The sequence below is a fragment of the Hydrogenophaga sp. genome (genome assembly GCF_035481345.1).
Classification (GTDB): domain Bacteria; phylum Pseudomonadota; class Gammaproteobacteria; order Burkholderiales; family Burkholderiaceae_C; genus Hydrogenophaga.
Genome location: NZ_DATIGV010000005.1, coordinates 1 through 19842, shown reverse-complemented (window position 1 = coordinate 19842; position 19842 = coordinate 1). Strand labels below are relative to the sequence as shown.

The 19842-nt window shown below is 68.8% G+C and carries 22 protein-coding genes; 12 read left to right on the top strand and 10 right to left on the bottom strand.

Going from position 1 to position 19842, the window contains the following annotated elements; all coding sequences use genetic code 11:
* Positions 1-26 precede the first annotated feature (26 nt).
* From rpsA to VLG41_RS00255, 5 genes are all read left to right on the top strand, one after another.
* Positions 27-1712, top strand: coding sequence for a 30S ribosomal protein S1 (gene rpsA / locus VLG41_RS00275; protein WP_325347397.1), 1686 nt, complete (start codon positions 27-29; stop codon positions 1710-1712).
* A gap of 12 nt (positions 1713-1724) precedes the next feature.
* On the top strand, positions 1725-2048 hold the full coding sequence (locus VLG41_RS00270) for an integration host factor subunit beta (protein ID WP_009517676.1): 324 nt from the start codon (positions 1725-1727) through the stop codon (positions 2046-2048).
* A gap of 44 nt (positions 2049-2092) precedes the next feature.
* Complete coding sequence (locus tag VLG41_RS00265) at positions 2093-2389, top strand: LapA family protein (RefSeq protein ID WP_325347396.1); 297 nt, start codon at positions 2093-2095, stop codon at positions 2387-2389.
* The gene (gene lapB, locus VLG41_RS00260) at positions 2379-3524 is read left to right on the top strand and encodes a lipopolysaccharide assembly protein LapB (protein WP_325347395.1); all 1146 of its coding nucleotides are present in this window, start codon (positions 2379-2381) and stop codon (positions 3522-3524) included. The genes VLG41_RS00265 and lapB overlap by 11 nt, the downstream gene beginning before the upstream one ends.
* A gap of 138 nt (positions 3525-3662) precedes the next feature.
* Positions 3663-4118: a VirK family protein gene (locus tag VLG41_RS00255; RefSeq protein ID WP_325347394.1), complete on the top strand. Its 456-nt coding sequence runs from the start codon at positions 3663-3665 to the stop codon at positions 4116-4118.
* Between the two features lie 65 nt (positions 4119-4183).
* On the opposite strand, the gene VLG41_RS00250 is transcribed toward VLG41_RS00255, so the two are convergent.
* From VLG41_RS00250 to VLG41_RS00225, 6 genes are all read right to left on the bottom strand, one after another.
* Positions 4184-7774: a hydantoinase B/oxoprolinase family protein gene (locus VLG41_RS00250; protein ID WP_325347393.1), complete on the bottom strand. Its 3591-nt coding sequence runs from the start codon at positions 7772-7774 to the stop codon at positions 4184-4186.
* A 106-nt stretch (positions 7775-7880) separates the two neighbouring features.
* On the bottom strand, positions 7881-9179 hold the full coding sequence (locus VLG41_RS00245) for a TRAP transporter large permease subunit (RefSeq protein ID WP_325347392.1): 1299 nt from the start codon (positions 9177-9179) through the stop codon (positions 7881-7883).
* 22 nt (positions 9180-9201) lie between these two features.
* A complete protein-coding gene (locus tag VLG41_RS00240) occupies positions 9202-9708 on the bottom strand; it encodes a TRAP transporter small permease (protein ID WP_325347391.1) in 507 nt (168 codons plus the stop codon).
* A gap of 102 nt (positions 9709-9810) precedes the next feature.
* Entirely contained in the window at positions 9811-10779 is a 969-nt protein-coding gene (locus VLG41_RS00235) for a TRAP transporter substrate-binding protein (protein ID WP_325347390.1), read from the bottom strand.
* A gap of 2 nt (positions 10780-10781) precedes the next feature.
* Positions 10782-11582 (bottom strand): putative hydro-lyase, encoded by an 801-nt coding sequence (locus tag VLG41_RS00230; protein ID WP_414652405.1) that lies wholly within the window; start codon positions 11580-11582, stop codon positions 10782-10784.
* A gap of 131 nt (positions 11583-11713) precedes the next feature.
* Positions 11714-12685 (bottom strand): LysR family transcriptional regulator, encoded by a 972-nt coding sequence (locus tag VLG41_RS00225; RefSeq protein ID WP_325347389.1) that lies wholly within the window; start codon positions 12683-12685, stop codon positions 11714-11716.
* Positions 12686-12776: 91 nt separating this feature from the next.
* Here VLG41_RS00225 and VLG41_RS00220 point away from each other — a divergent pair, with 91 nt between their 5' ends.
* From VLG41_RS00220 to crcB, 5 genes are all read left to right on the top strand, one after another.
* Positions 12777-13742 carry a TRAP transporter substrate-binding protein gene (locus tag VLG41_RS00220; RefSeq protein ID WP_325347388.1) on the top strand — a complete coding sequence of 322 codons (966 nt, stop codon included), beginning with the start codon at positions 12777-12779 and terminating at the stop codon, positions 13740-13742.
* Positions 13743-14246, top strand: coding sequence for a TRAP transporter small permease (locus VLG41_RS00215; protein WP_325347387.1), 504 nt, complete (start codon positions 13743-13745; stop codon positions 14244-14246).
* Positions 14239-15534, top strand: a complete 1296-nt coding sequence (locus tag VLG41_RS00210) for a TRAP transporter large permease subunit (RefSeq protein ID WP_325347386.1) — start codon at positions 14239-14241, stop codon at positions 15532-15534. Before VLG41_RS00215 ends, VLG41_RS00210 begins: the two co-directional genes overlap by 8 nt.
* Before the next feature lie 73 nt (positions 15535-15607).
* A complete protein-coding gene (locus tag VLG41_RS00205) occupies positions 15608-16600 on the top strand; it encodes a recombination-associated protein RdgC (protein ID WP_325347385.1) in 993 nt (330 codons plus the stop codon).
* 2 nt (positions 16601-16602) lie between these two features.
* Positions 16603-16968 (top strand): fluoride efflux transporter CrcB, encoded by a 366-nt coding sequence (gene crcB, locus VLG41_RS00200; protein ID WP_325347384.1) that lies wholly within the window; start codon positions 16603-16605, stop codon positions 16966-16968.
* A gap of 71 nt (positions 16969-17039) precedes the next feature.
* Here crcB and VLG41_RS00195 read toward each other — a convergent pair whose 3' ends face one another.
* From VLG41_RS00195 to VLG41_RS00185, 3 genes are read right to left on the bottom strand one after another with little or no spacing between them, the layout of a single operon-like run.
* The gene (locus VLG41_RS00195) at positions 17040-17705 is read right to left on the bottom strand and encodes a LysE family translocator (protein ID WP_325347383.1); all 666 of its coding nucleotides are present in this window, start codon (positions 17703-17705) and stop codon (positions 17040-17042) included.
* Positions 17706-17729: 24 nt separating this feature from the next.
* Complete coding sequence (locus VLG41_RS00190) at positions 17730-18125, bottom strand: VOC family protein (protein ID WP_325347382.1); 396 nt, start codon at positions 18123-18125, stop codon at positions 17730-17732.
* 13 nt (positions 18126-18138) lie between these two features.
* Positions 18139-18249, bottom strand: a complete 111-nt coding sequence (locus VLG41_RS00185) for a DUF1272 domain-containing protein (RefSeq protein WP_325347381.1) — start codon at positions 18247-18249, stop codon at positions 18139-18141.
* Positions 18250-18437: 188 nt separating this feature from the next.
* On the opposite strand from VLG41_RS00185, the gene VLG41_RS00180 reads away from it, so the two are divergent.
* Positions 18438-18995, top strand: a complete 558-nt coding sequence (locus tag VLG41_RS00180) for an NADPH-dependent FMN reductase (protein WP_325347380.1) — start codon at positions 18438-18440, stop codon at positions 18993-18995.
* A gap of 86 nt (positions 18996-19081) precedes the next feature.
* Complete coding sequence (locus VLG41_RS00175) at positions 19082-19315, top strand: hypothetical protein (RefSeq protein ID WP_325347379.1); 234 nt, start codon at positions 19082-19084, stop codon at positions 19313-19315.
* Positions 19316-19319: 4 nt separating this feature from the next.
* Here the strand turns inward: VLG41_RS00175 and VLG41_RS00170 are convergent, their stop codons facing one another.
* The gene (locus VLG41_RS00170) at positions 19320-19757 is read right to left on the bottom strand and encodes a hypothetical protein (protein WP_325347378.1); all 438 of its coding nucleotides are present in this window, start codon (positions 19755-19757) and stop codon (positions 19320-19322) included.
* Between the last annotated feature and the right edge of the window lie 85 nt (positions 19758-19842).

The following is a 19842-nucleotide window of genomic DNA, read 5'->3' as shown; positions in this document are numbered from 1 at the left end:
ACGCCAAGCGGTTTCAGGAAATCTCCATGTCTGAATCTTTTGCCGCCCTCTTTGAAGAGTCCCTCAAACGCGCCGAAATGCGCGCGGGCGAAGTCATCACCGCCGAGGTCGTTCGCATCGAACACAACCACGTGGTGGTCAACGCCGGTCTGAAGTCGGAAGCCTACGTCCCGCTGTCCGAATTCAAGAACGACCAGGGCGAACTCGAAGTGCAGGTCGGCGACTTCGTCTCCGTGGCCATCGACTCCGTCGAGAACGGCTTCGGCGACACCCTGCTCTCGCGCGACAAGGCCAAGCGCCTGGCCTCGTGGATGGCCCTCGAGAAAGCCCTCGAATCGGGCGAATTCGTCACCGGCACCACCACCAGCAAGGTCAAGGGCGGCCTCAAGGTCATGGTCAACGGCATCAGCGCCTTCCTGCCGGGCTCGCTGGTCGACAGCCGTCCCACCAAGGACCTCACCCCCTACGAGAACAAGACCCTGGAATTCAAGGTCATCAAGCTCGACCGCAAGCGCAACAACGTGGTGCTGAGCCGCCGCGCCGTGGTGGAAGCCTCCATGGGCGAAGAGCGCGCCAAGCTGATGGAAACGCTCAAGGAAGGCGCCATCGTCAACGGCGTGGTCAAGAACATCACCGAATACGGTGCGTTCGTGGACCTCGGCGGCATCGACGGCCTGCTGCACATCACCGACATGGCCTGGCGTCGCGTGCGCCACCCCAGCGAGGTGGTGCAGGCCGGCCAGGAAATCACGGCCAAGATCCTCAAGTTCGACACCGAGAAGCAACGCGTCTCGCTGGGCCTCAAGCAGATGGGCGACGACCCGTGGCTGGGCGTGAGCCGCCGCTACCCGCAGGGCACCCGCATGTTCGGCAAGGTCACCAACATCGCCGACTACGGCGCGTTCGTGGAACTCGAGCCCGGCATCGAAGGCCTGGTGCACGTGTCCGAGATGGACTGGACCAACAAGAACGTGGCCCCGTCCAAGCTGGTGTCGCTGGGCGACGAGGTCGAGGTCATGGTCCTCGACATCGACGAAGACAAGCGCCGCATCTCCCTGGGCATGAAGCAGTGCCGCGCCAACCCCTGGCACGAGTTCGCTGAAGCAACCAAGCGCGGTGACCGCGTCAAGGGCCCGATCAAGTCCATCACCGACTTCGGCGTGTTCGTCGGCCTCGCCGCCGGCATCGACGGCCTGGTGCACCTGTCCGACCTGTCCTGGAACGAAGCCGGCGAACAAGCCGTGCGCAACTACAAGAAGGGCCAGGAAGTCGAGGCCGTGGTGCTTGCCATCGACGTCGAGCGCGAGCGCATCAGCCTGGGCATCAAGCAGCTCGACGGCGACCCGTTCACCACCTTCGTGTCGGTCAACGACAAGGGCTCCGTGGTGACCGGCAAGGTCAAGACCGTGGACGCCAAGGGCGCCGAGATCGACCTCGGCGAAGACGTGCTGGGCTACCTGCGCGCCTCCGAGATCAGCCGCGACCGCGTGGAAGACGCGCGCAATGTGCTCAAGGAAGGCGACGAAGTCTCCGCCGTGGTCGTCAACGTGGACCGCAAGACGCGCAACATCCAGCTGTCGATCAAGGCCAAGGACAACGCCGACGCGCAGGAAGCCATGGCCAACCTGAGCCAGAGCTCGGGCAACGCCGGCACCACGAGCCTGGGCGCCCTGCTGCGCGCCAAGCTGGACAACAACGGCAACGGCCGCTGATCTCCGCCCTCGATGACCCGCAGCGATCTTGTCGAAGCCCTGGCCGCCCGATTCGGCCAGCTCACCCACCGTGATGCCGAGTTCGCCGTCAAGGCGATTCTCGACGCCATGGGCGATGCCCTGGTGAAGGGTCACCGCATCGAGATCCGGGGCTTCGGCAGTTTCTCGGTCAATCGTCGCTCGCCTCGCATCGGACGCAACCCGCGTTCGGGCGAGAGCGTGATGATTCCCGAGAAGCGCGTCCCTCACTTCAAGCCCGGCAAGGCCCTGCGCGAGCAGGTCGACGAGCGCACCGCTCTCATGCAGCAGCATGAGGACAAGCAGCGCACCGGCTGAAGACCCCCTCGCTACAATCGTCCCCCACCACTTGAGGGGATGTTTTGAAGTACCTCATGTGGCTGCTCAACGCGGCCATTTTTTTTGTTCTCTTCGCCTTCGCGCTGAACAACCAGGACAGCATCACGCTCAAGCTGTTCTTCGGACACAGCTGGGAGGCACCACTGGTGCTGGTGCTGCTGCTGGTGCTGCTCATCGGCGTGTTCCTCGGCGTCATCGTGATGCTGCCGCTGTGGCTGCGCGCGCGCCGGCACCGCCAGCGCGGCGGCAACACCACCCTGTTCGGCAACGAGACCACGCTCATGCCGCAAGACCCCGTCGATCGCCGGCATGGACTTTGACCTGACCTGGCTGCTCTGGGGGCTGCCGCTGGCGTTCGCGCTGGGCTGGGTCGCCTCGCGCCTCGACCTGCGCCAGTGGCGCATCGAAGGCCGGCAGGCACCCAAGGCCTACTTCCGCGGACTCAACCACCTGCTCAACGAACAGCAGGACCAGGCCATCGACGCCTTCATCGAGGCCGTGCAGGGCGATCCCGACACCACCGAGCTGCATTTCGCCCTGGGCAACCTGTTCCGCCGCCGCGGCGACTACGACCGCGCCGTGCGCGTGCACGAGCACCTGCTCTCGCGCGCCGACATCAACCGCAAGGAACGCGAGCGCGCGCAACACGCGCTGGCGCTTGATTTCCTCAAGGCCGGCCTGCTCGACCGCGCCGAATCGGCCCTGAGCAAGCTGGAGGGCACCAGCTTCGAGAACGAGGCGCGCCTGGCCTTGCTCGGCATCTACGAGCGCTCGCGCGACTGGGCCCGGGCGCGTTCCATCGCCGACAAGCTCGACGCGGTGGAGCAAGGCGCTTTCACCACGCGCATCGCGCACTACCTGTGCGAACTCGCCGAGCTGGCGCACCGCGAGGGCCAGCCCGAGCGCGTGCGCGCACTGCTCGACGAAGCCGTGCGGCGCGTGCCCACGCTGGCGCGCGGCTGGATGGCCCGATCCGCCCTGCGCAGCCAGCAGGGCGACGCTGCGGGCGCGCTGGACGACCTGCTCGCGCTGGCCGAACAAGCGCCGGCCGCCCTGCCCCTGGCCGCGCGCGCCATGGCCGAACTCGCGCAGACGACCGGCCGCACCGATCCCGTGCTGCGCACGCTAGGCAACGCCCAGGCCCGCGCGCCCTCGATCGACGTGACCGAAGCCCTCGCCCGCCTGGCACCGCAGCCCGACGGCGCGCGGGGCATGTACCTGCGCCACCTCGAGGCCGAACCCTCGCTGGTCATCGCGAGCCAATGGCTCGCGGGCGAAACCCTGTCCGATCCCCAGGCCCAGGCCAGCGTGCAGCGCGCGCTCGATCAGGCCAGCGGCCCCCTCAAGCGCTACCGCTGCGCGGCCTGCGGCTTCGAGGCCCGCCAGCACTTCTGGCAGTGCCCCGGCTGCCAAGCGTGGGACAGCTACCCGGCGCGGCGGGTGGAAGAGCTCTGACACGCCTGCGGCAAACGATGCCGCCATGACCTTGCTCTCAAGGGCGCTGCATGCCTTTCCGCGCAGCCCGCAATCTCCCTAGAATCCGCCGCCTCGGCAGGGGCATGGTCCCCTCAAGGTTTGAAGGGAGCAAGGATCATGACTGGCAGAACTCGCGCACGGCGCTGTGTCTCGGTGGCGGCGTCTCTCATGGTGTTCGGTGCGGCAGCGGCTCCGGCGGGGGTTGGTTGGAGCTACGCCAAGCTGCATGAGAAGCTGCTCGAAGGGGAGACGCCCCGCGTCGTGATCGATCTCGCCGGATGCGTCGATCCCGCCGGTCGTGGGGGCCCTGCGGTCATCGCCCTCTCGAGCTTAGCCACCTACAACCTGACGCCACAGTTCATCGCCACGTCGGAGACCCATCTCTTCGAAGACAGCAGCGGTGCCATGTCGCTGCAGTACGCCCGGCTGCGGCTCTATCCGAACGGCAGCGCCGAGCTCTGGCTGAGACGCCTGAACCCCAGCACCTATGAGCCGCTCGCGCCGCCTACCGTGCTGCGCTGCCGGCTCGATGACGGTTCGATCACCGTACGGGGCGAACGGGACACGCGCTGAGCACCTCCAGCGCGCCACGCCCGGGTTCGCTCGCCGCGGCCGCACGGCGCGCGCCCGAGCCGGATTCAGGCCGCGCCGTACCCCCCGCCGCCGGGAGTATGGATCTCGAAGAGGTCGCCCGCGGCCATCTCCGCCTGGCCGATGTGCTTCAGCTCCTCGGTGCGCCCGTCGCCACGCACCACGCGGTTGATGCCCAGCGCTCCCGGCTGCCCGCCCGCCATGCCGAACGACGGATGCACCCGGCCGTTGGACAGGATGCTCGCCGTCATCGGCTCCAGGAAGCGCACGCGCCTCACGCCGCCGTCGCCGCCGCGCCAGCGCCCCGCGCCGCCCGAGCCCTTGCGGATCTCGTAGCTCTCCAGCCGCACCGGGAAACGGAACTCCAGCACCTCCGGGTCCGTCATGCGCGAGTTGGTCATGTGCGTCTGCACCACCGCCGTGCCGTCGAAACCCTCGCCCGCACCGGAGCCGCCCGAGATCGTCTCGTAGTACTGGTGCCGTGTGTTGCCGAAGGTGAAGTTGTTCATCGTGCACTGGCTCGCCGCCATCGCGCCCAGCGCACCGTACAGCGCGTTGGTGATGCAGGTGGACGTCTCCACGTTGCCCGCCACCACCGAGGCCGGCGGGTTGGGGTTGAGCATGCAGCCCGGCGGGATGATCACCTCGATCGGCTTGAGGCAGCCCGCGTTGAGCGGGATGTCGTCGTCCACCAGCGTGCGGAACACGTAGAGCACCGCCGCCATGCACACCGCCGTGGGCGCGTTGAAGTTGTTGGTCTGCTGCGGGCTGGTGCCGGTGAAGTCGATCTGCGCGCTGCGCTCGGCGGCGTTCACGCGCACCGCCACCTGGATCTGCGCACCATTGTCCAGCGGCAGCGTGAACGCGCCATCCTTCAGGCGCGTGATCACGCGGCGCACCGACTCCTCGGCGTTGTCCTGCACGTGGCGCATGTAGGCCTGCACCACGTCCAGGCCGAACTGCTCCACCATCCGGCGCAATTCCTGCACGCCCTTCTCGTTGGCGGCGATCTGGGCCTTCAGGTCGGCCATGTTCTGCTGCGGGTTCCTCGAGGGGTACTCGCCGCTCTGCAGCAGCGCGATCATCTCGGCCTCGCGCAAGCGCCCGCCCTCCACCAGCTTCACGTTGTCGATCTGCACGCCCTCTTCCTCGATGCGCGTGGAAAACGGCGGCATGGAGCCGGGCGTGATGCCGCCGATGTCGGCGTGGTGGCCACGCGATCCCACGTAGAAGGTCGGCTCGCTGGACGCCCCCACGTACACCGGCGTGATCACCGTCACGTCGGGCAGGTGCGTGCCGCCGTGGTACGGGTCGTTGAGCACGTACACGTCGCCCGGCTGCATGCGGCCCGCGTTCTTGCGGATCACGGTCTTGATGCTCTCGCCCATGGAGCCCAGGTGCACCGGCATGTGCGGCGCGTTGGCGATGAGGTTGCCCTCGGCATCGAACAGCGCGCAGGAGAAATCGAGCCGTTCCTTGATGTTCACCGAGTAGGCGGTGTTCTGCAGTTGCAGGCCCATCTGCTCGGCGATGTTCATGAACAGGTTGTTGAACACCTCCAGCAGCACCGGGTCCACCGTGGTGCCCACGGCGTGGCGCGTGGCGCGCGGCACGCGGCGCTCCAGCACCAGGTGGTCCAGCGCGGTGAGCTGGGCCTCCCAGCCCGGCTCCACCACGGTGGTGGCGTTCTTCTCGGCGATGATGGCCGGGCCGGGAATCACGTCGCCGGGGCGCAGGTCCTCGCGCACCACCAGCGCGGCGTCCAGCCACTGGCCTTCGGCGTACACGCGCACCGTGTCGCGGCGCGGCACCTCGCGCGGCTCGTGCAGGGCGTGGCGCGGCTCGGCCGGCGCGTCGCCCGCCACCACGGCCTCCACCGACACCGCCTCGGCGATGAGGCGCTTGCCCGGCATCAGGAACGCGAACCGCTGGCGGTACGCGGCCTCGAACGCCGCTTCGATCGCCGCGATGTCGCCGAACGGCACGATCAGCGCGGCGTCGCTGCCCTCGTAGCGCACGTGCACGCGGCGGTGCAGTTGCAGCTCGCCCTCGCTCACCTGCTGGGCGCGCAACTCCTCGCCCGCGGCCTGCGCCAGGGCGTCGAGCTGCGCCGCGATGTCATCCAGCGCGTCGGCCTGCAGCACGCGCTCCACCGCCTGTTCCTTGATCACGTTCTGGTCGGCCAGGCCCATGCCATAGGCGCTGAGCACACCGGCCAGCGGGTGCACGAACACGCGGCCCATGCCCAGCGCGTCGGCCACCAGGCAGGCGTGCTGGCCGCCCGCGCCGCCAAAGCACTGCAGGGTGTAGCGCGTCACGTCGTAGCCGCGCGCCACCGAGATCTTCTTGATCGCGTTGGCCATCTGCTGCACGGCGATCCGGATGAAGCCCTCGGCCACGTCTTCGGCGCTGCGGCCGGTCTGCTGCGCGAGTTCATCGAACTTCGCGCGCACGGCCTCGGCGCTTAGGGCCTCGTTGGCCTGCGGGCCGAAGACCTTGGGGAAGAACGCCGGCTGGATCTTGCCCAGCATCACGTTCGCGTCGGTCACGGCCAGCGGGCCGCCGCGCCGGTAGCTCGCCGGCCCCGGGTTGGCACCCGCGCTCTCGGGGCCCACGCGAAAGCGCGAGCCGTCGAAGCTGAGGATGGAGCCGCCTCCCGCCGCGACGGTGTGGATGCTCATCATGGGCGCGCGCATGCGCACACCGGCCACCTGGGTCTCGAACTCGCGCTCGAAGGCGCCCGCGTAGTGCGACACGTCGGTGGACGTGCCCCCCATGTCGAAGCCGATCACCTTCTCATGCCCGGCCAAGGTCGCCGTGCGCGCCATGCCCACGATGCCCCCCGCCGGCCCCGAGAGGATCGCGTCCTTGCCCTGGAAGCGGTGCGCGTCGGTCAGGCCGCCGCTGCTCTGCATGAAGAACAGCGGCACGCCGGGCATCTCGCCGGCCACCTGGTCCACGTAGCGGCGCAGGATGGGCGAGAGGTAGGCGTCCACCACCGTGGTGTCGCCCCGGCTCACGAACTTCATCATCGGGCTGGTCTCGTGCGAGGTGCTCACCTGCGTGAAGCCGATCTCCTTCGCCAGACGCGCCGCCGCCGCCTCGTGCGCGCTGTAGCGGTAGCCGTGCATGAAGACGATGGCCACGCTGCGCAGGCCGGCGTCGAACGCGGCCCACAGGCGCTCGCGCAGGTGCGCCTCGTCCAGCGCCTCGATCACCTCGCCGTGCGCGGCCACGCGCTCCTGCGCCTCGATCACGCGGCTGTACAAGAGCTCGGGCAGCACGATGTTGCGGTCGAACAGGCGCGGGCGGTTCTGGTAGGCGATGCGCAGCGCGTCGCGAAAGCCGCGCGTGGTCACCAGCAGCGTGGGCTCGCCCTTGCGTTCGAGCAAGGCGTTGGTGGCCACCGTGGTGCCCATCTTCACGCAGGCCACCTGCCGGGGCGTCACGGCCTCGCCGGCCTTCAGGCCCAGCAGGTGGCGGATGCCCGCCACCGCCGCATCACGGTATTGCTCGGGGTTTTCGGAAAGCAGCTTGTGCGTGGTCAGCGTGCCGTCGGGGCGCTTGGCCACGATGTCGGTGAAGGTGCCACCACGGTCGATCCAGAACTGCCAGCGGGGGTCTTGCGTCGGGGTCATGTCGGTCGGGCGCGTGCGCCGTGAAGGAAGGAATGAAGGGAAAAGCCGGGTCCCCGTGGGGGGAGGGTTCCCGCGGATCGTAGCGAGTCGAGTGCCCGTGCGGGCGTCAGCCCTGCATGCGCGAGGGCAGCCACAAGGCCAGCCCGGGCACCACGTAAGTCAGCAGCACGGCGGCCATCATCAGCACGAACAGCGGCAGCGCCGTGCGCGCGATCCAGGTCACCTCGCGCTGCGTCAGGCCCTGCAGCACGAAGAGGTTGAAGCCCACCGGCGGCGTGATCTGCGCCATCTCCACCACCAGCACGATGAAGATGCCGAACCAGATCAGGTCGAAGCCGGCCGCCTGCACCGTGGGCAGCAGCACGGCGATGGTCAGCACCACCATGGAGATGCCGTCCAGGAAGCAGCCCAGCACGATGAAGAAGACCACCAGCAGCAGCATGAGCGCGAAGGGCGAGAGCTGCAGGGCGCCGATGAACTCGGCCACCTGGCGCGGCAGGCCGATGAAGCCCATGGCCAGCGTGAGGAAGGCGGCGCCCGCGAGGATCAGGCCGATCATGCAGTAGGTGCGGCAGGCGGCCACCAGGCCCTCGCGAAAACTCGCCCAGTTCAGCGAACCCTCAAGGCGCGCCAGCACCAGCGAGCCGGCCACGCCCAGCGCCGCCGCTTCGGTGGCGGTGGCGATGCCGCTGTAGATGCCGCCCAGCACCAGGGCGATCAGCGCGACCACCGGGATCAGGTGTCGCGAGGCGTGCAGCTTCTCGCGCAGCGTGGTCTGGGGCTCCTTGCCCGGCAGGCGATCGCGGTTGAGCAGCGACCACACCACGATGTAGCCGCTGAACAGCGCGGCCAGCATCAGCCCCGGGACCACACCCGCCAGGAACAGCTTGGCGATGGACACGTTGGCCGCCACACCGTAGACGATCATGATGATCGAAGGGGGGATCAACAGGCCCAGCGTGCCCGCGCCCGCCAGGGTGCCGATGGCTTGCGCGTCCGGGTAGCCGCGCTTTTTCAACTCGGGCAGCGTGATCTTGCCGATGGTGGCGCAGGTGGCCGCCGAGGAACCCGAGATCGCCGCGAAGATGGTGCAGCCCACCACGTTGGTGTGCAGCAGCCGCCCGGGCAGCCAGTTGAGCCAGGGCGCCAGTCCCTTGAACATGTCGTTGGACAGCTTGCTGCGGAACAGGATCTCACCCATCCACAGGAACAGCGGCAGCGCGGTCAGGGTCCAGCTCGAGGTGGAGCCCCACACCGTGAGCGCCATGCTGTCGCCCACCGGCCGCTGGGTGAACAGCTCCATGCCCACCAGGGCCACGCCCAGCAGCGACAGGCCGATCCACAGGCCCGAGCCGAGCACGGCGAACAAGAGCACGATGAGGGTCAAGGCGATCAGGGCTTCCATGGGTCCGGCTCCTTCAAGGGGTTCACTCGGTGCGGGCGGCCGTGCCCGGCGCCAGCAGGTCGGCGCCGCGCCAGCGGTGCAGCACCGCCTGCACAAAAGCCAGCGTGAGGCCCAGGCAGCCCAGGGCCATGGCGGTCTGCGGAATCCACAGCGGCGTCACGTCGGCCGCGGGCGACACGTCGTGCGTGAGGTGAGACACCCACACCAGGCGCGCCGCGTACCAGCTCAGGTACAGCGAGAGCGCCGTACCCGCGAGCAGGCACCACCACTCCAGCGCGGCGCGGCCCCGCTGGGGCAGGCGCTCCAGCACCAGGGTCACGCGGATGTGCTCGCCGCGCAGCAGCGTGGCCGGCAGCGCCAGGAACAGCGAGGCCGCGATGGCGTAGCCGGCGTAGGCGTCCAGGCCGGGGATGTCCCAGCGCAGCAGACGCGCCAGGATGCCCAGCGAGACGGTGATGAAGGCCGCGAGCATGCCCACGCAAGAGAGCGCGAGCAGCCAGCGGTGAACGGTACGGACGAACGCATCCATCGTGCCCTCCGGCATCGGTTCGACAAGACAAGGGAAAGGAAGCGCGATCGGCGGGGCGAGGCGGCCTGCGTGGGCCGGGCCCCGCCGTGCGCGGCGATCGGTTTACGGCTGCTTGCGGTACGCGTCGACGATGGCCTGGCCTTCGGGGCCCGCGGCCTTGATCCACTCGGCGGTCATGGTCTCGCCGATGGCCGCCAGGGCCTTCTTCACGTCGTCGTTGGGCTGGTTGATCGACATGCCGGCCGCCTTGAGTTGGCCGATGTACTCGCTGTCCAGCTTCTCGCTCAGGGCCCAGCCGCGGGTCTCGGCCTCGGCCGCGGCCTTGGTCAGCGCGTCCTGCGTGGCCTTGTCCAGGGCGTTGAAGTCCTTGAGGTTGACCACCGTCACGTTGCGCGGCAGCCAGGCCGACACCGGGTAGAAGTGCTTCACCTGCTCGTGCAGCTTGCTCTCCACCCCGCTGGCGCTGGAGGTGAGGAAGTTCTGCACTGCGCCCGTGGCCAGGGCCTGCGGCAACTCGGCGAGCTGGATCGTCACCGGCTGCGCCTTGAGCAGTTGCGCGATGCGCGTGGTGGCCGGGTTGTACGCGCGCATCTTGGTGCCCGCCAGATCGGCCGCGTAGTTCACGGGCTTGATCGAGTACAGCGACTGGCCTGGCCAAGGCACCGAGAACAGCACCTTCAGGCCCTGCTGCGCCAGCAGCTTTTCCTGCGCGCCGCGCGCGGCGTTGTACAGGCGGCGCGCGTCCGCGTACCCGGTGGCCAGGAAGGGCACCGAGTCCACGCCGAACAGCGGGTTCTCGTTGGCCGCACCGGAGAGGATGAACTCGCCGATCGGCGTCTGCGCGGTCTGCACCGCGCGCTTGATCTCGTTGGCCTTGTAGAGCGATCCGCCCGCGTGCAGGGTGATCTTGAGCTTTCCGCCCGTGGCCTTGTCCACGTCGTTGGCGAACTGCTGCAGGTTCTGCACCTGAAAGGTGTTGGCACCGTAGCCGCTGGGCAGGTCCCACTTGGTTTGCGCCTGGGCTGCGCCGGCCAAGGCCAGGGCGGCAAGGCCGATCATCGGTTTCATCATGCTCACGCTCCTTGTGTGCTTGCGAGTTGCTGGTTGAGAAGGTCGGTGATCAGCATCGCGCCGGGGGCGTGCGTGATGCAGAACGCGGGGCGGGCCTGGGTGATCGCCGCCTGGGGCGTGACGCCGCAGGCCCAGAACACGGGCACTTCGTCGGGCAGCACGTCCACGGCGTCGCCGTAGTCGGGTCGAGACAGATCTTCGATGCCGATGGCCGCGGGGTCGCCCACGTGCACGGGCGCGCCGTGCACGTCCGGGAAACGCGAGGTGATCTCCACCGCACGCACCGCGTCGGCCGCCTTGAGCGGGCGCATGCTCACCACCATGGGGCCGGCGAAGGGGCCTGCCGGCGTGGTGGCCAGGCTTGTGCGGTACATGGCCACGTTGCGGCCTTCGTCCACGTGGCGCAGGCGCATGCCGGCGTCCATCAGCGCCTGCTCGAACGAGAACGAGCAGCCGATCACGAAGGTGACGAGGTCCTCGCGCCACAGAGCGGTGATGTCCGTGGGTTCGTCGACCAGTTCTCCGTCGCGCCACACGCGGTAGCGCGGCAGGTCGCTGCGAATGTCGATTCCCTCGCCCAGGCCGGGCAGGCCGGGATCGCCGGCTCGCCCGACCGCCAGCAGGGGGCAGGGTTTGGGGTTGCGCTGGCAGAACAGCAGGAAGTCATCCGCCAACGCCTGAGGCAGGATCACCACATTGCCTTGCACCAGTTGATCGGCCAGGCCACTGGTGTGGCGCGTCCACTCGCCGCGGCGGATGGTGCCGCGCACGCGCCGCGCCAGGGCCTGCGCATCGGCGTCGATGCGTCGCGTGGCCAGGTCGTCCAGGAATCCCACTTCGTCTGCCTCCGGTCCTTGCGTTTGTGACGGGCTTGTCACATTGGGGCCGGATTGTGGTCAGTGCGTCGCGGCGCCACAAACGCAAATTTTCTTGCTCAGCTCATCGATTTTTTCGATGCCTTTGCCTGGGGCGGTTTCTGCGGCGTTCTTGTGCGCGGCCGCCCCAATGCGGTGCCTTCGCTGGCCCCGCTCCAGGCCTCGACGAAGGCCTGCGCGGAGCGCATCACCGTCTCTACCGCCTGCGCGGACGGGTCGCTTCGGTAGCTCGCGTGGATGGGCAGGGGCTGCAGGCGCGCGTCGCAAGGCAGCTCGCGCAGATCGGCCACCACGAACAGGTGGCGCACCGCCTCGCGCGGCAGCGTGGCCACACCGAAGCCGCCCTGCGCCATCTGCAGCATGGCCGACACCGACGAGATGGTGTGCACGCGCCGGGGCTCCACCCGCGCCGCGCGAAACAGCTCCAGCAGGGCCACGTGCGGCAGCGAGCCGCGCTGGAAGGTCAGCAGCTCCAGCTCGGCCAACTCCTGCAGCGTGTAGCGCCGTCGCCGGTGCAGGCTCGCGCTGCCCACGAACACCATCTCCATCGATGGCAGCGCGCGCGAGCGCACCCCATCGGTGGTGGCCGGCAGCGCCGTGAACACCAGGTCCTGCGTACCGCGGCGCATCTGCTCGATCAGCACCGGCGTGGTCTCCACCGACAGCTCCAGCTCCAGCGCCGGGTTCTCGGTGCGCAGTTGCTCCATCCACGGGATCAGCCAGGAGTGCAGCACCGATTCGATGGCGCCGATGCGCAGCGACACCGCCAACGCATCGCCCGAACCCATCTCGGCCTTGGCCTCGCGCTGCAGCTCCAGCAGGCGCTGGGCATAGACCAGGAACCGCGTGCCGGCCATGGTCAGGCGGAACTGCTTGTCGCGCCGGTCCAGCAGCAGCACGCCCAACTCTTCCTCCAGCGCGGCGATGCGGCTGGACATGGCCGACTGCGTGAGGAAGAGCTTCTCGGCGGCGCGCGTCACGCTCTTGAGCGTGGCCACCCAATAGAAGGCTTCCACGAAGCGCAGGTTCATGCCGGCCTCCGGGGAAATACGGACGGGCCTGGCCCGGCTTTTGCAACTATGCTGCCCGTCTTCGTCATTACTTCAACCTTCTGGAGCGACCATGAAATTCAAGCTTGCCCTGGCCAGCGCGGCCTTCGCACTGAGCGCCGGTGCCCAGGCCCAGACCGCCTGGGACCTGCCCGCCGCCTACCCGGCCACCAATTTCCACTCGGTGAATCTTGCCAGCTTCGCCAGTGACGTCGAGAAGGCCACGGGTGGCAAGCTCAAGATCACGGTGCACCCCGGCGCCTCGCTCTTCAAGGCGCCCGAGATCAAGCGCGCGGTGCAAGGCGGCCAGGCGCAGGCCGGCGAGGTGCTGCTGGCCAACTTCCAGAACGAATGGCAGGTGTTCGGCGTGGACGGCATTCCCTTCCTGGCCACCAGCTACGCCGAATCGAAGAAGCTCTACGCGGCGCAGAAGCCCATCCTGCAGAAGAAGCTGGCCGAACAGGGCATGGTGCTGCTCTACGCCGTGGCCTGGCCGCCGCAGGGCCTGTACAGCAAGAAGCCCGTGGCCAGCGCGGCCGATCTGAAAGGCAGCAAGTGGCGCGCCTACAGCCCGGCCACCTCGCGCATCGCCGAACTGGTGGGCGCGCAGCCCGTCACCGTGCAGGCCGCCGAGCTCTCGCAGGCCCTGGCCACCGGCGTGGTCGAGAACAACATGACCTCGGGTGCCACCGGCGTGGACAGCAAGCTCTACGAGCACCTGAAGTTCTACTACGACGTGCAGGCCTGGCTGCCCAAGAACGCGGTCATCGCCAACAAGCGCGCCTTCGATGCCTTGGACAAGGCCACGCAGGACGGCCTCATGAAAGCCGCCGCTGACGCCGAAGCGCGCGGCTGGGCCGCCTCCGAGAAGGTCAACACCGACACGCTGGCCACGCTCAAGACCAATGGCATGGCGGTGGAGCCGCCCTCGGCCGCGCTCAAGGCCGACCTGCAGAAGGTGGGCGCCACCATGCTGCAGGAATGGCTGGGCAAGGCCGGCCCCGAAGGGCAGCAACTGATCGACGCGTACAGGAAGTGAATGCGCAAATCACTTGATGTTCTGTACCTCGGCGCGGGCTGGCTGGCCGCGCTCTTCATGATCGGCGTGCTTGCGATGGTGCTGCTGTCCATCGTGAGCCGCCTGGTCGGCTTCTACGTGCCGGGCACCGACGCCTACGCGGGCTACGCCATGGCCGGCGCCGGTTTCCTGGCGCTGGCCCACACGCTCAAGCACAACGAGCACATCCGCGTCACGCTGATCATCGGCAAACTCACCGGCGGCGCGCGGCGCGGCCTGGAGCTGTGGGCGCTGTCGGTGGCCGTGCTCATGTCGGGTGCGCTGGCCTGGTTCTCGTGGCGGCTGGTGTGGCAGTCCCACACCTTTCACGACATCTCCACCGCCGCCGACGCCACCCCACTGTGGATACCGCAGATCCTCATGGGCATCGGCTGCACGGTGCTGCTGATCGCGCTGCTCGACGAATGGGCGCTCGAGTGGCGCGGCCAGCGCGTGCGCGCCGAAGGGGACACGCGCCATGAATGAGTTCGTCGTCACCACGCTGCTCATCGTGGCGCTGTTCGCGCTGCTGGGCAGCGGCGTGTGGATCGGGCTCACGCTCGCCGGCGTGGCCTGGATCGGCATGGAGCTGTTCTCCTCGCGCCCCGCGGGCGACGCCATGGCGCTCACCATCTGGGGCTCGGCCAGCAGCTGGACGCTCACCGCGCTGCCGCTCTTCGTGTGGATGGGCGAGATCCTCTTTCGCACCAAGCTCTCGGAGAGCATGTTCAAGGGCCTGGCGCCCTGGGTGAACGCGCTGCCGGGGCGGCTGCTGCACACCAACATCCTGGGCAGCACCATCTTCGCGGCGGTGTCGGGTTCGTCGGCGGCCACCTGCGCCACCATCGGCAAGATGACCATCCCCGAGCTCACGCGCCGCGGCTACCCGCCCGAGAAGATCGTGGGTTCGCTCGGCGGCGCCAGCACCCTGGGCCTGCTGATCCCGCCCTCCATCATCATGATCGTCTACGGCGTCGCGGCCGAGGTCTCCATCGCCAAGCTCTTCGTCGCGGGCGTCATCCCGGGCATCCTGCTCGCGGCCCTGTTCAGTGGCTCGATCATGGTGTGGGCGCTGATGAACCCCGCCAAGGTGCCCAGCGCCGACGCCAGCCTGAGCTTCGGCGAGAAGCTGCGCGAGGCGCGCCACCTCATTCCGGTGGTGCTGCTCATCGGCAGCGTCATTGGCGCCATCTACAGCGGCATCGCCACCGCCACTGAGGCGGCGGCCATCGGCGTGGTGGGCGCGCTCATCCTGTCGGCCTCGCAGGGTTCGCTCAACTGGGCGAGCTTTCGCGACTCGCTGCTGGGCGCCACGCGCCTGTACTGCATGATCGCGCTGATCCTCGCGGGCGCGGCCTTCCTCACGCTGTCCATGGGCTACATCGGCCTGCCGCGCCACCTGGCCGAGTGGGTCGGCGGCCTGGGCCTCACGCCAGGCATGCTGCTCATCGCCCTGGCCGTGTTCTACATCGTGCTCGGCTGCTTCCTCGACGGCATCTCCATGATCGTGCTCACCATGGGCGTGATCCTGCCCACCGTCACCGCCGCCGGCATCGACCTCATCTGGTTCGGCGTCTTCATCGTCATCGTGGTGGAGATGGCGCAGATCACCCCGCCCGTGGGCTTCAACCTCTTCGTGCTGCAAGGCATGACGCGGCGCGAGATCACCTGGATCGCGGTGGCCTGCCTGCCGTACTTCCTCATCATGGTGATCGCGGTGCTGATGCTCTATTGGTTCCCCGGGCTCGTCACCTGGATGCCGTCAAAGATGTAGGCACGACCCCGCTAAGATGACCACCCCGCCGCCCTGAAAGCGAGCGGGGTTTGTTTTTCCGGAGATCCCTTTCGTGTTCAAGAACCTCACGCTCTACCGCATCGGCCCCGGCTGGGCGCCCAGCCTCGATGCGATGGAGAAGGCCCTCGACGCCGCGCGTTTCGTGCCCTGCCCCGCCACGCAGGACAAATCCGTCGGCTGGGTGGAGCCGCGCGGCGAAGCCCATGGCCCGCTGGTGGAAGCCATCGCCGGGCAGCGCATCCTCAAGCTGCAGATCGAGACCAAGTCCGTGCCCGGCGCCGTGGTGCGCCGCAAGGCACAGGAAGCCGCCGACCACATCGAGGCCACCACCGGCCGCAAGCCCGGCAAGAAGGAAACCAAGACCCTGCGCGAGGACGCCCTGCTCTCGCTGCTGCCCCAGGCCTTCGCGCGCCAGCAGAGCCTGTGGGTCTGGATCGATCCCGAGCGCGGCTGGCTGGCCACCGACGCCAGCAGCCAGGGCAAGGTCGACGACCTCATCACCGCGCTCGTGCGCGCCTTCGACGGCCTGGTGGTCACGCTCTTCAACACCCAGGTGACGCCCCAGACCGCCATGACCCAATGGCTCAGCGTCACCGACGCCGAAGAATGGCCCGAGGGCCTGGCCGTGGAGCGCGACTGCGAGCTGCGCTCCAGCGACGAAGAGAAGTCGGTGGTGAAGTTCACGCGCCACCACCTCTTCAATGACGAGGTGCGCCGCCACATCGCCGAAGGCAAGCTGCCCGTTCGCCTGGCGCTCAATTGGGAAGGCCGCGTCGGCTTCACGCTCACCGAAAGCATGGCGCTCAAGAAGATCAACTTCCTGGAAGGCGTGTTCGAGGACCGCCCGTCGAACGACGACGAAACCTTCGACAGCAACGTCGCCATCGGCACCGGCGAACTGCGCGGCGTGCTGGACGCCCTGATCGCCGCGCTGGGTGGCGAACTGCAGCCGGGCCAGGTGCCCGGCCACGAACCCGCGCCGACCGGCGCCGCACCGGTGCCTGATGCCAGCGCGGCCAACGCCGACGCAGGCGCACCGTTCTGAACATGGCCTCGGTGCTCGCCATCAGCCTGGGCGCCTGCATCGGCGCCTTGCTGCGCTGGCGCCTGGGCCTGTGGCTGAGCCAGCCGCACAGCCTGCTGCCCTGGGGCACGCTGGCGGCCAACTGGATCGGCGCCTACGCCATCGGCCTGGCCGTCGCGGTGTTCCACGCCAACCCGCACCTCGACCCGGTGTGGCGCCTGGCCATCGTCACCGGCCTGCTGGGGGCGCTCACCACCTTCTCCACCTTCTCCGTCGAGGTGATCACGCTGCTGCAGCAGGGGCGCCTGGCGCTGGCCCTGGGCGTGGCCTCACTGCACCTGCTCGGTTCGCTGCTGCTCACCTGGCTGGGGCTCAAGACGCTGGGCTGAGGCGTCCGGGGCCGGGCTCACTTCGCCCGACCGTCGAAGTGGGTCTCGTGCGTGCCGCCCGCCTTCGGGTGTCACGGTGAAACCCGCGGTGCCTTCGACGTCGACGATGGTGTCCACGCCGCCAAGGCACCCAGGCTGAAATAGATCCCCGCCGTGGCGTAGCGCCCCCAGCGCACGCCCGCGCGGCCCGGCCGCCAGCGGCGCGCCACGGCGCGCGACAGCAGCACGTAGGCGATGTCGCTGCAGGCGGCGATGCCCACGAACAGCGCGCTCAGGCTCAGCGCCTGCGCGGTAGCACCCCGCGCCGGGTCGATGAACTGCGGCAGGAAGGCCGCAAAGAACAGCGTGGTCTTGGGGTTGAGCAAGGCCACGACCGCGCCCTCGCGGAACACGCGCCACGCCGCCACGGCGGTGGGCGCGTCCGGCGTGGCGCTGGCGCGTGGCGCGCGCAGCGCCTGCACACCCAGCCACACCAGGTAGGCCGCGCCCGCGTAACGGATCAGCGCGAACGCCAGCTCCGACGCCAGCAGCACCACCGCCAGGCCCAGCGAGGCCACCGCCGCGTTCATCAGGTTGCCCAGCGCCACGCCGGCCACCGAGGCCAGCCCGGCGGTGCGGCCTTGCGACAGCGTGCGGGTGACGATGTAGAGCACGGCCGGCCCGGGCGTGATGGCCAGCACCAGCGCGGCGGCGACGAAGGCCAGCAGCAGCGGCAAGGGGGGAAGGAAGTCGGGCATGGGCGTCTCCTTGAGGGGTGGCGTTCAGGCGGGTGGTTGATGGCAGACCACGCAGAGCTTGTTGCCCTCCGTGTCACGGAAGTAGGCGCCATAGTAGTGGGCGTGGTACTCGGGGCGCGGGCCCGGCGGGCCTTCGCAGCGGCCGCCACTGGCCAGCGCCACGGCGTGCGCACGGTCCACGGTGTCGCGACTGTCAGCCAGGAAGGCCGCCATCTGCCCATTGCCGACGGCGTGGGCTTGCGCGTCGTGTGGCCGGCCAATGAGGAACAGCGGGCGTGGCCCCGGCTCGGACTGCCAGCCCGCCCAGGGGCGCTCGGGCTCGCAGAAGCGCTCGCGCACGCCGAGCACGGGCATCAGCTGGCGGTAGAACGCCAACGCACGGTCGAAGTCGCTGACACCCAGGTGGATGTGGGAGAACATGGCGCGATCCCGTTCAGGCCGACGCCGCGCAGCCCTGCGGCTTGAAAGAGCCGATGCGGGCTTTGCGGGCATCGGGCGGCAGGTCGGTGTTGCAGCACTCGCAGTGGGGGCGCAGTTGGCGCATGGGTGGGCCTCGGCAGGTCGCGGACGGAGCGGCCAGTGTAGGAGGTCTGCGAGCAAGAAGCATCGCCGCGACCGCACGGCGACCACGCGCGGATGAGGGAATCGGGAACGCCCCGTGCCCCCATCGTCCGGTCGGGTTTGTCCATCGGCCAACAATGGCCCGTCCCGGCACACCACAGGAGAAACCCAATGGCCCAGCACAAGATCGGCTACATCATCGGCAGCATCGCCAGCGCGTCCATCAACCGCCAGCTCGCCAAGGCCCTGGTCAAGCTCGCACCGGCCGAGCTCGCCATGACCGAGATCCCCATCAAGGACCTGCCCTTCTACAGCTACGACCTGGACGCGAACTTTCCGCCCGTGGCCACGGCCTTCAAGCAGGCCGTCGCCGACGTGGACGCCCTGCTCTTCCTGACGCCCGAGTACAACCGCTCCATCCCGGGCGTGCTCAAGAACGCCATCGACTGGGGCTCGCGGCCGTACGGAAAGAACGCCTTCGCGCGCAAGCCGGCGGGCGTGGTCGGGGCCTCGGTGGGCGCCATCGGCACGGCCCTGGGGCAGGCCCACCTGCGCGCCGTGCTCAACTACCTGGACGTGCCCCAACTGCTGCAGCCCGAGGTCTACCTGCAGTTCAAGAAGGGCCTGTTCACCGAGGACGGCGCCTGCACCGACGCGAGCACCGAAGAGTTCCTGCGCAAGTACATGAAGGCCTTCGCGGACTTCGTCGCTGCGCACCAGTCTTCCTGAAGCAGGCGATCACCGCCGGGCACTCGCGCAGGGTTGGGTATGTCGATTGCCGCTGAGGCGATCGACAAGCCTTTCAGGAGAACCCCATGGCCCGATGCGACGTTTGCGGCAACAACTACGACCGATCTTTCCAGATCGTCACGCAGGACAAGACCGTCACGGTGGACAGCTTCGAGTGCGCCATCCACGCCTGCGCGCCCACCTGCGCCCACTGCCAGTGCCGCATCATCGGCCACGGCGTCCAGGACGGCGAGCGCATCTTCTGCTGCGCCCACTGCGCCCGCGAGTCGGGCGTGACCGAACTGCAGGACCGGACCTGATCCCTCAACGCGATTTCGAGCGTCCGGCCGAGCCCTTGCCTGGCGCCCTCACCCGATCGGGCGAGGGACGGGCCGGCGAATCGTCGATCGCGCGCTCATGGCCTTCGCGCACGTTGTCGAGGGCGTCGCGCGACTGCTGGCGCAGGCGGCGCGCTTCGTCGCTTTGGGGTTCGCGCGTCGAGGCGGCAGGCGCATCGGACGCCGCGGCCTTCACCGGATCACCGGCACCGGGCTCCAGGGCCCAGTCGCTGTCGTCACGGGGCGTGGCGTGCGGCTCGCGCGGTTGTGCCGCCGCGCTGGCCGCCACCGGGTCGCTGGCGGGGAAGGTGTTCTCCAGCGCCTCGTCCAGGGCCTCCTGGTAGGTGGGCACCTTGTCCTTCGGCGAACGGGCCTCGCCGGACAGGCGCACGTCCTCTTTCGCTTTCTGGTCTTTCGATGGCATGGGCAATCTCCTGCACGACCCCGCCGCCCGGCGGAGGCCGGGCGCATGGGTCCCATGCCCTGCAATCGGTGTTCCCGGGCGCCTC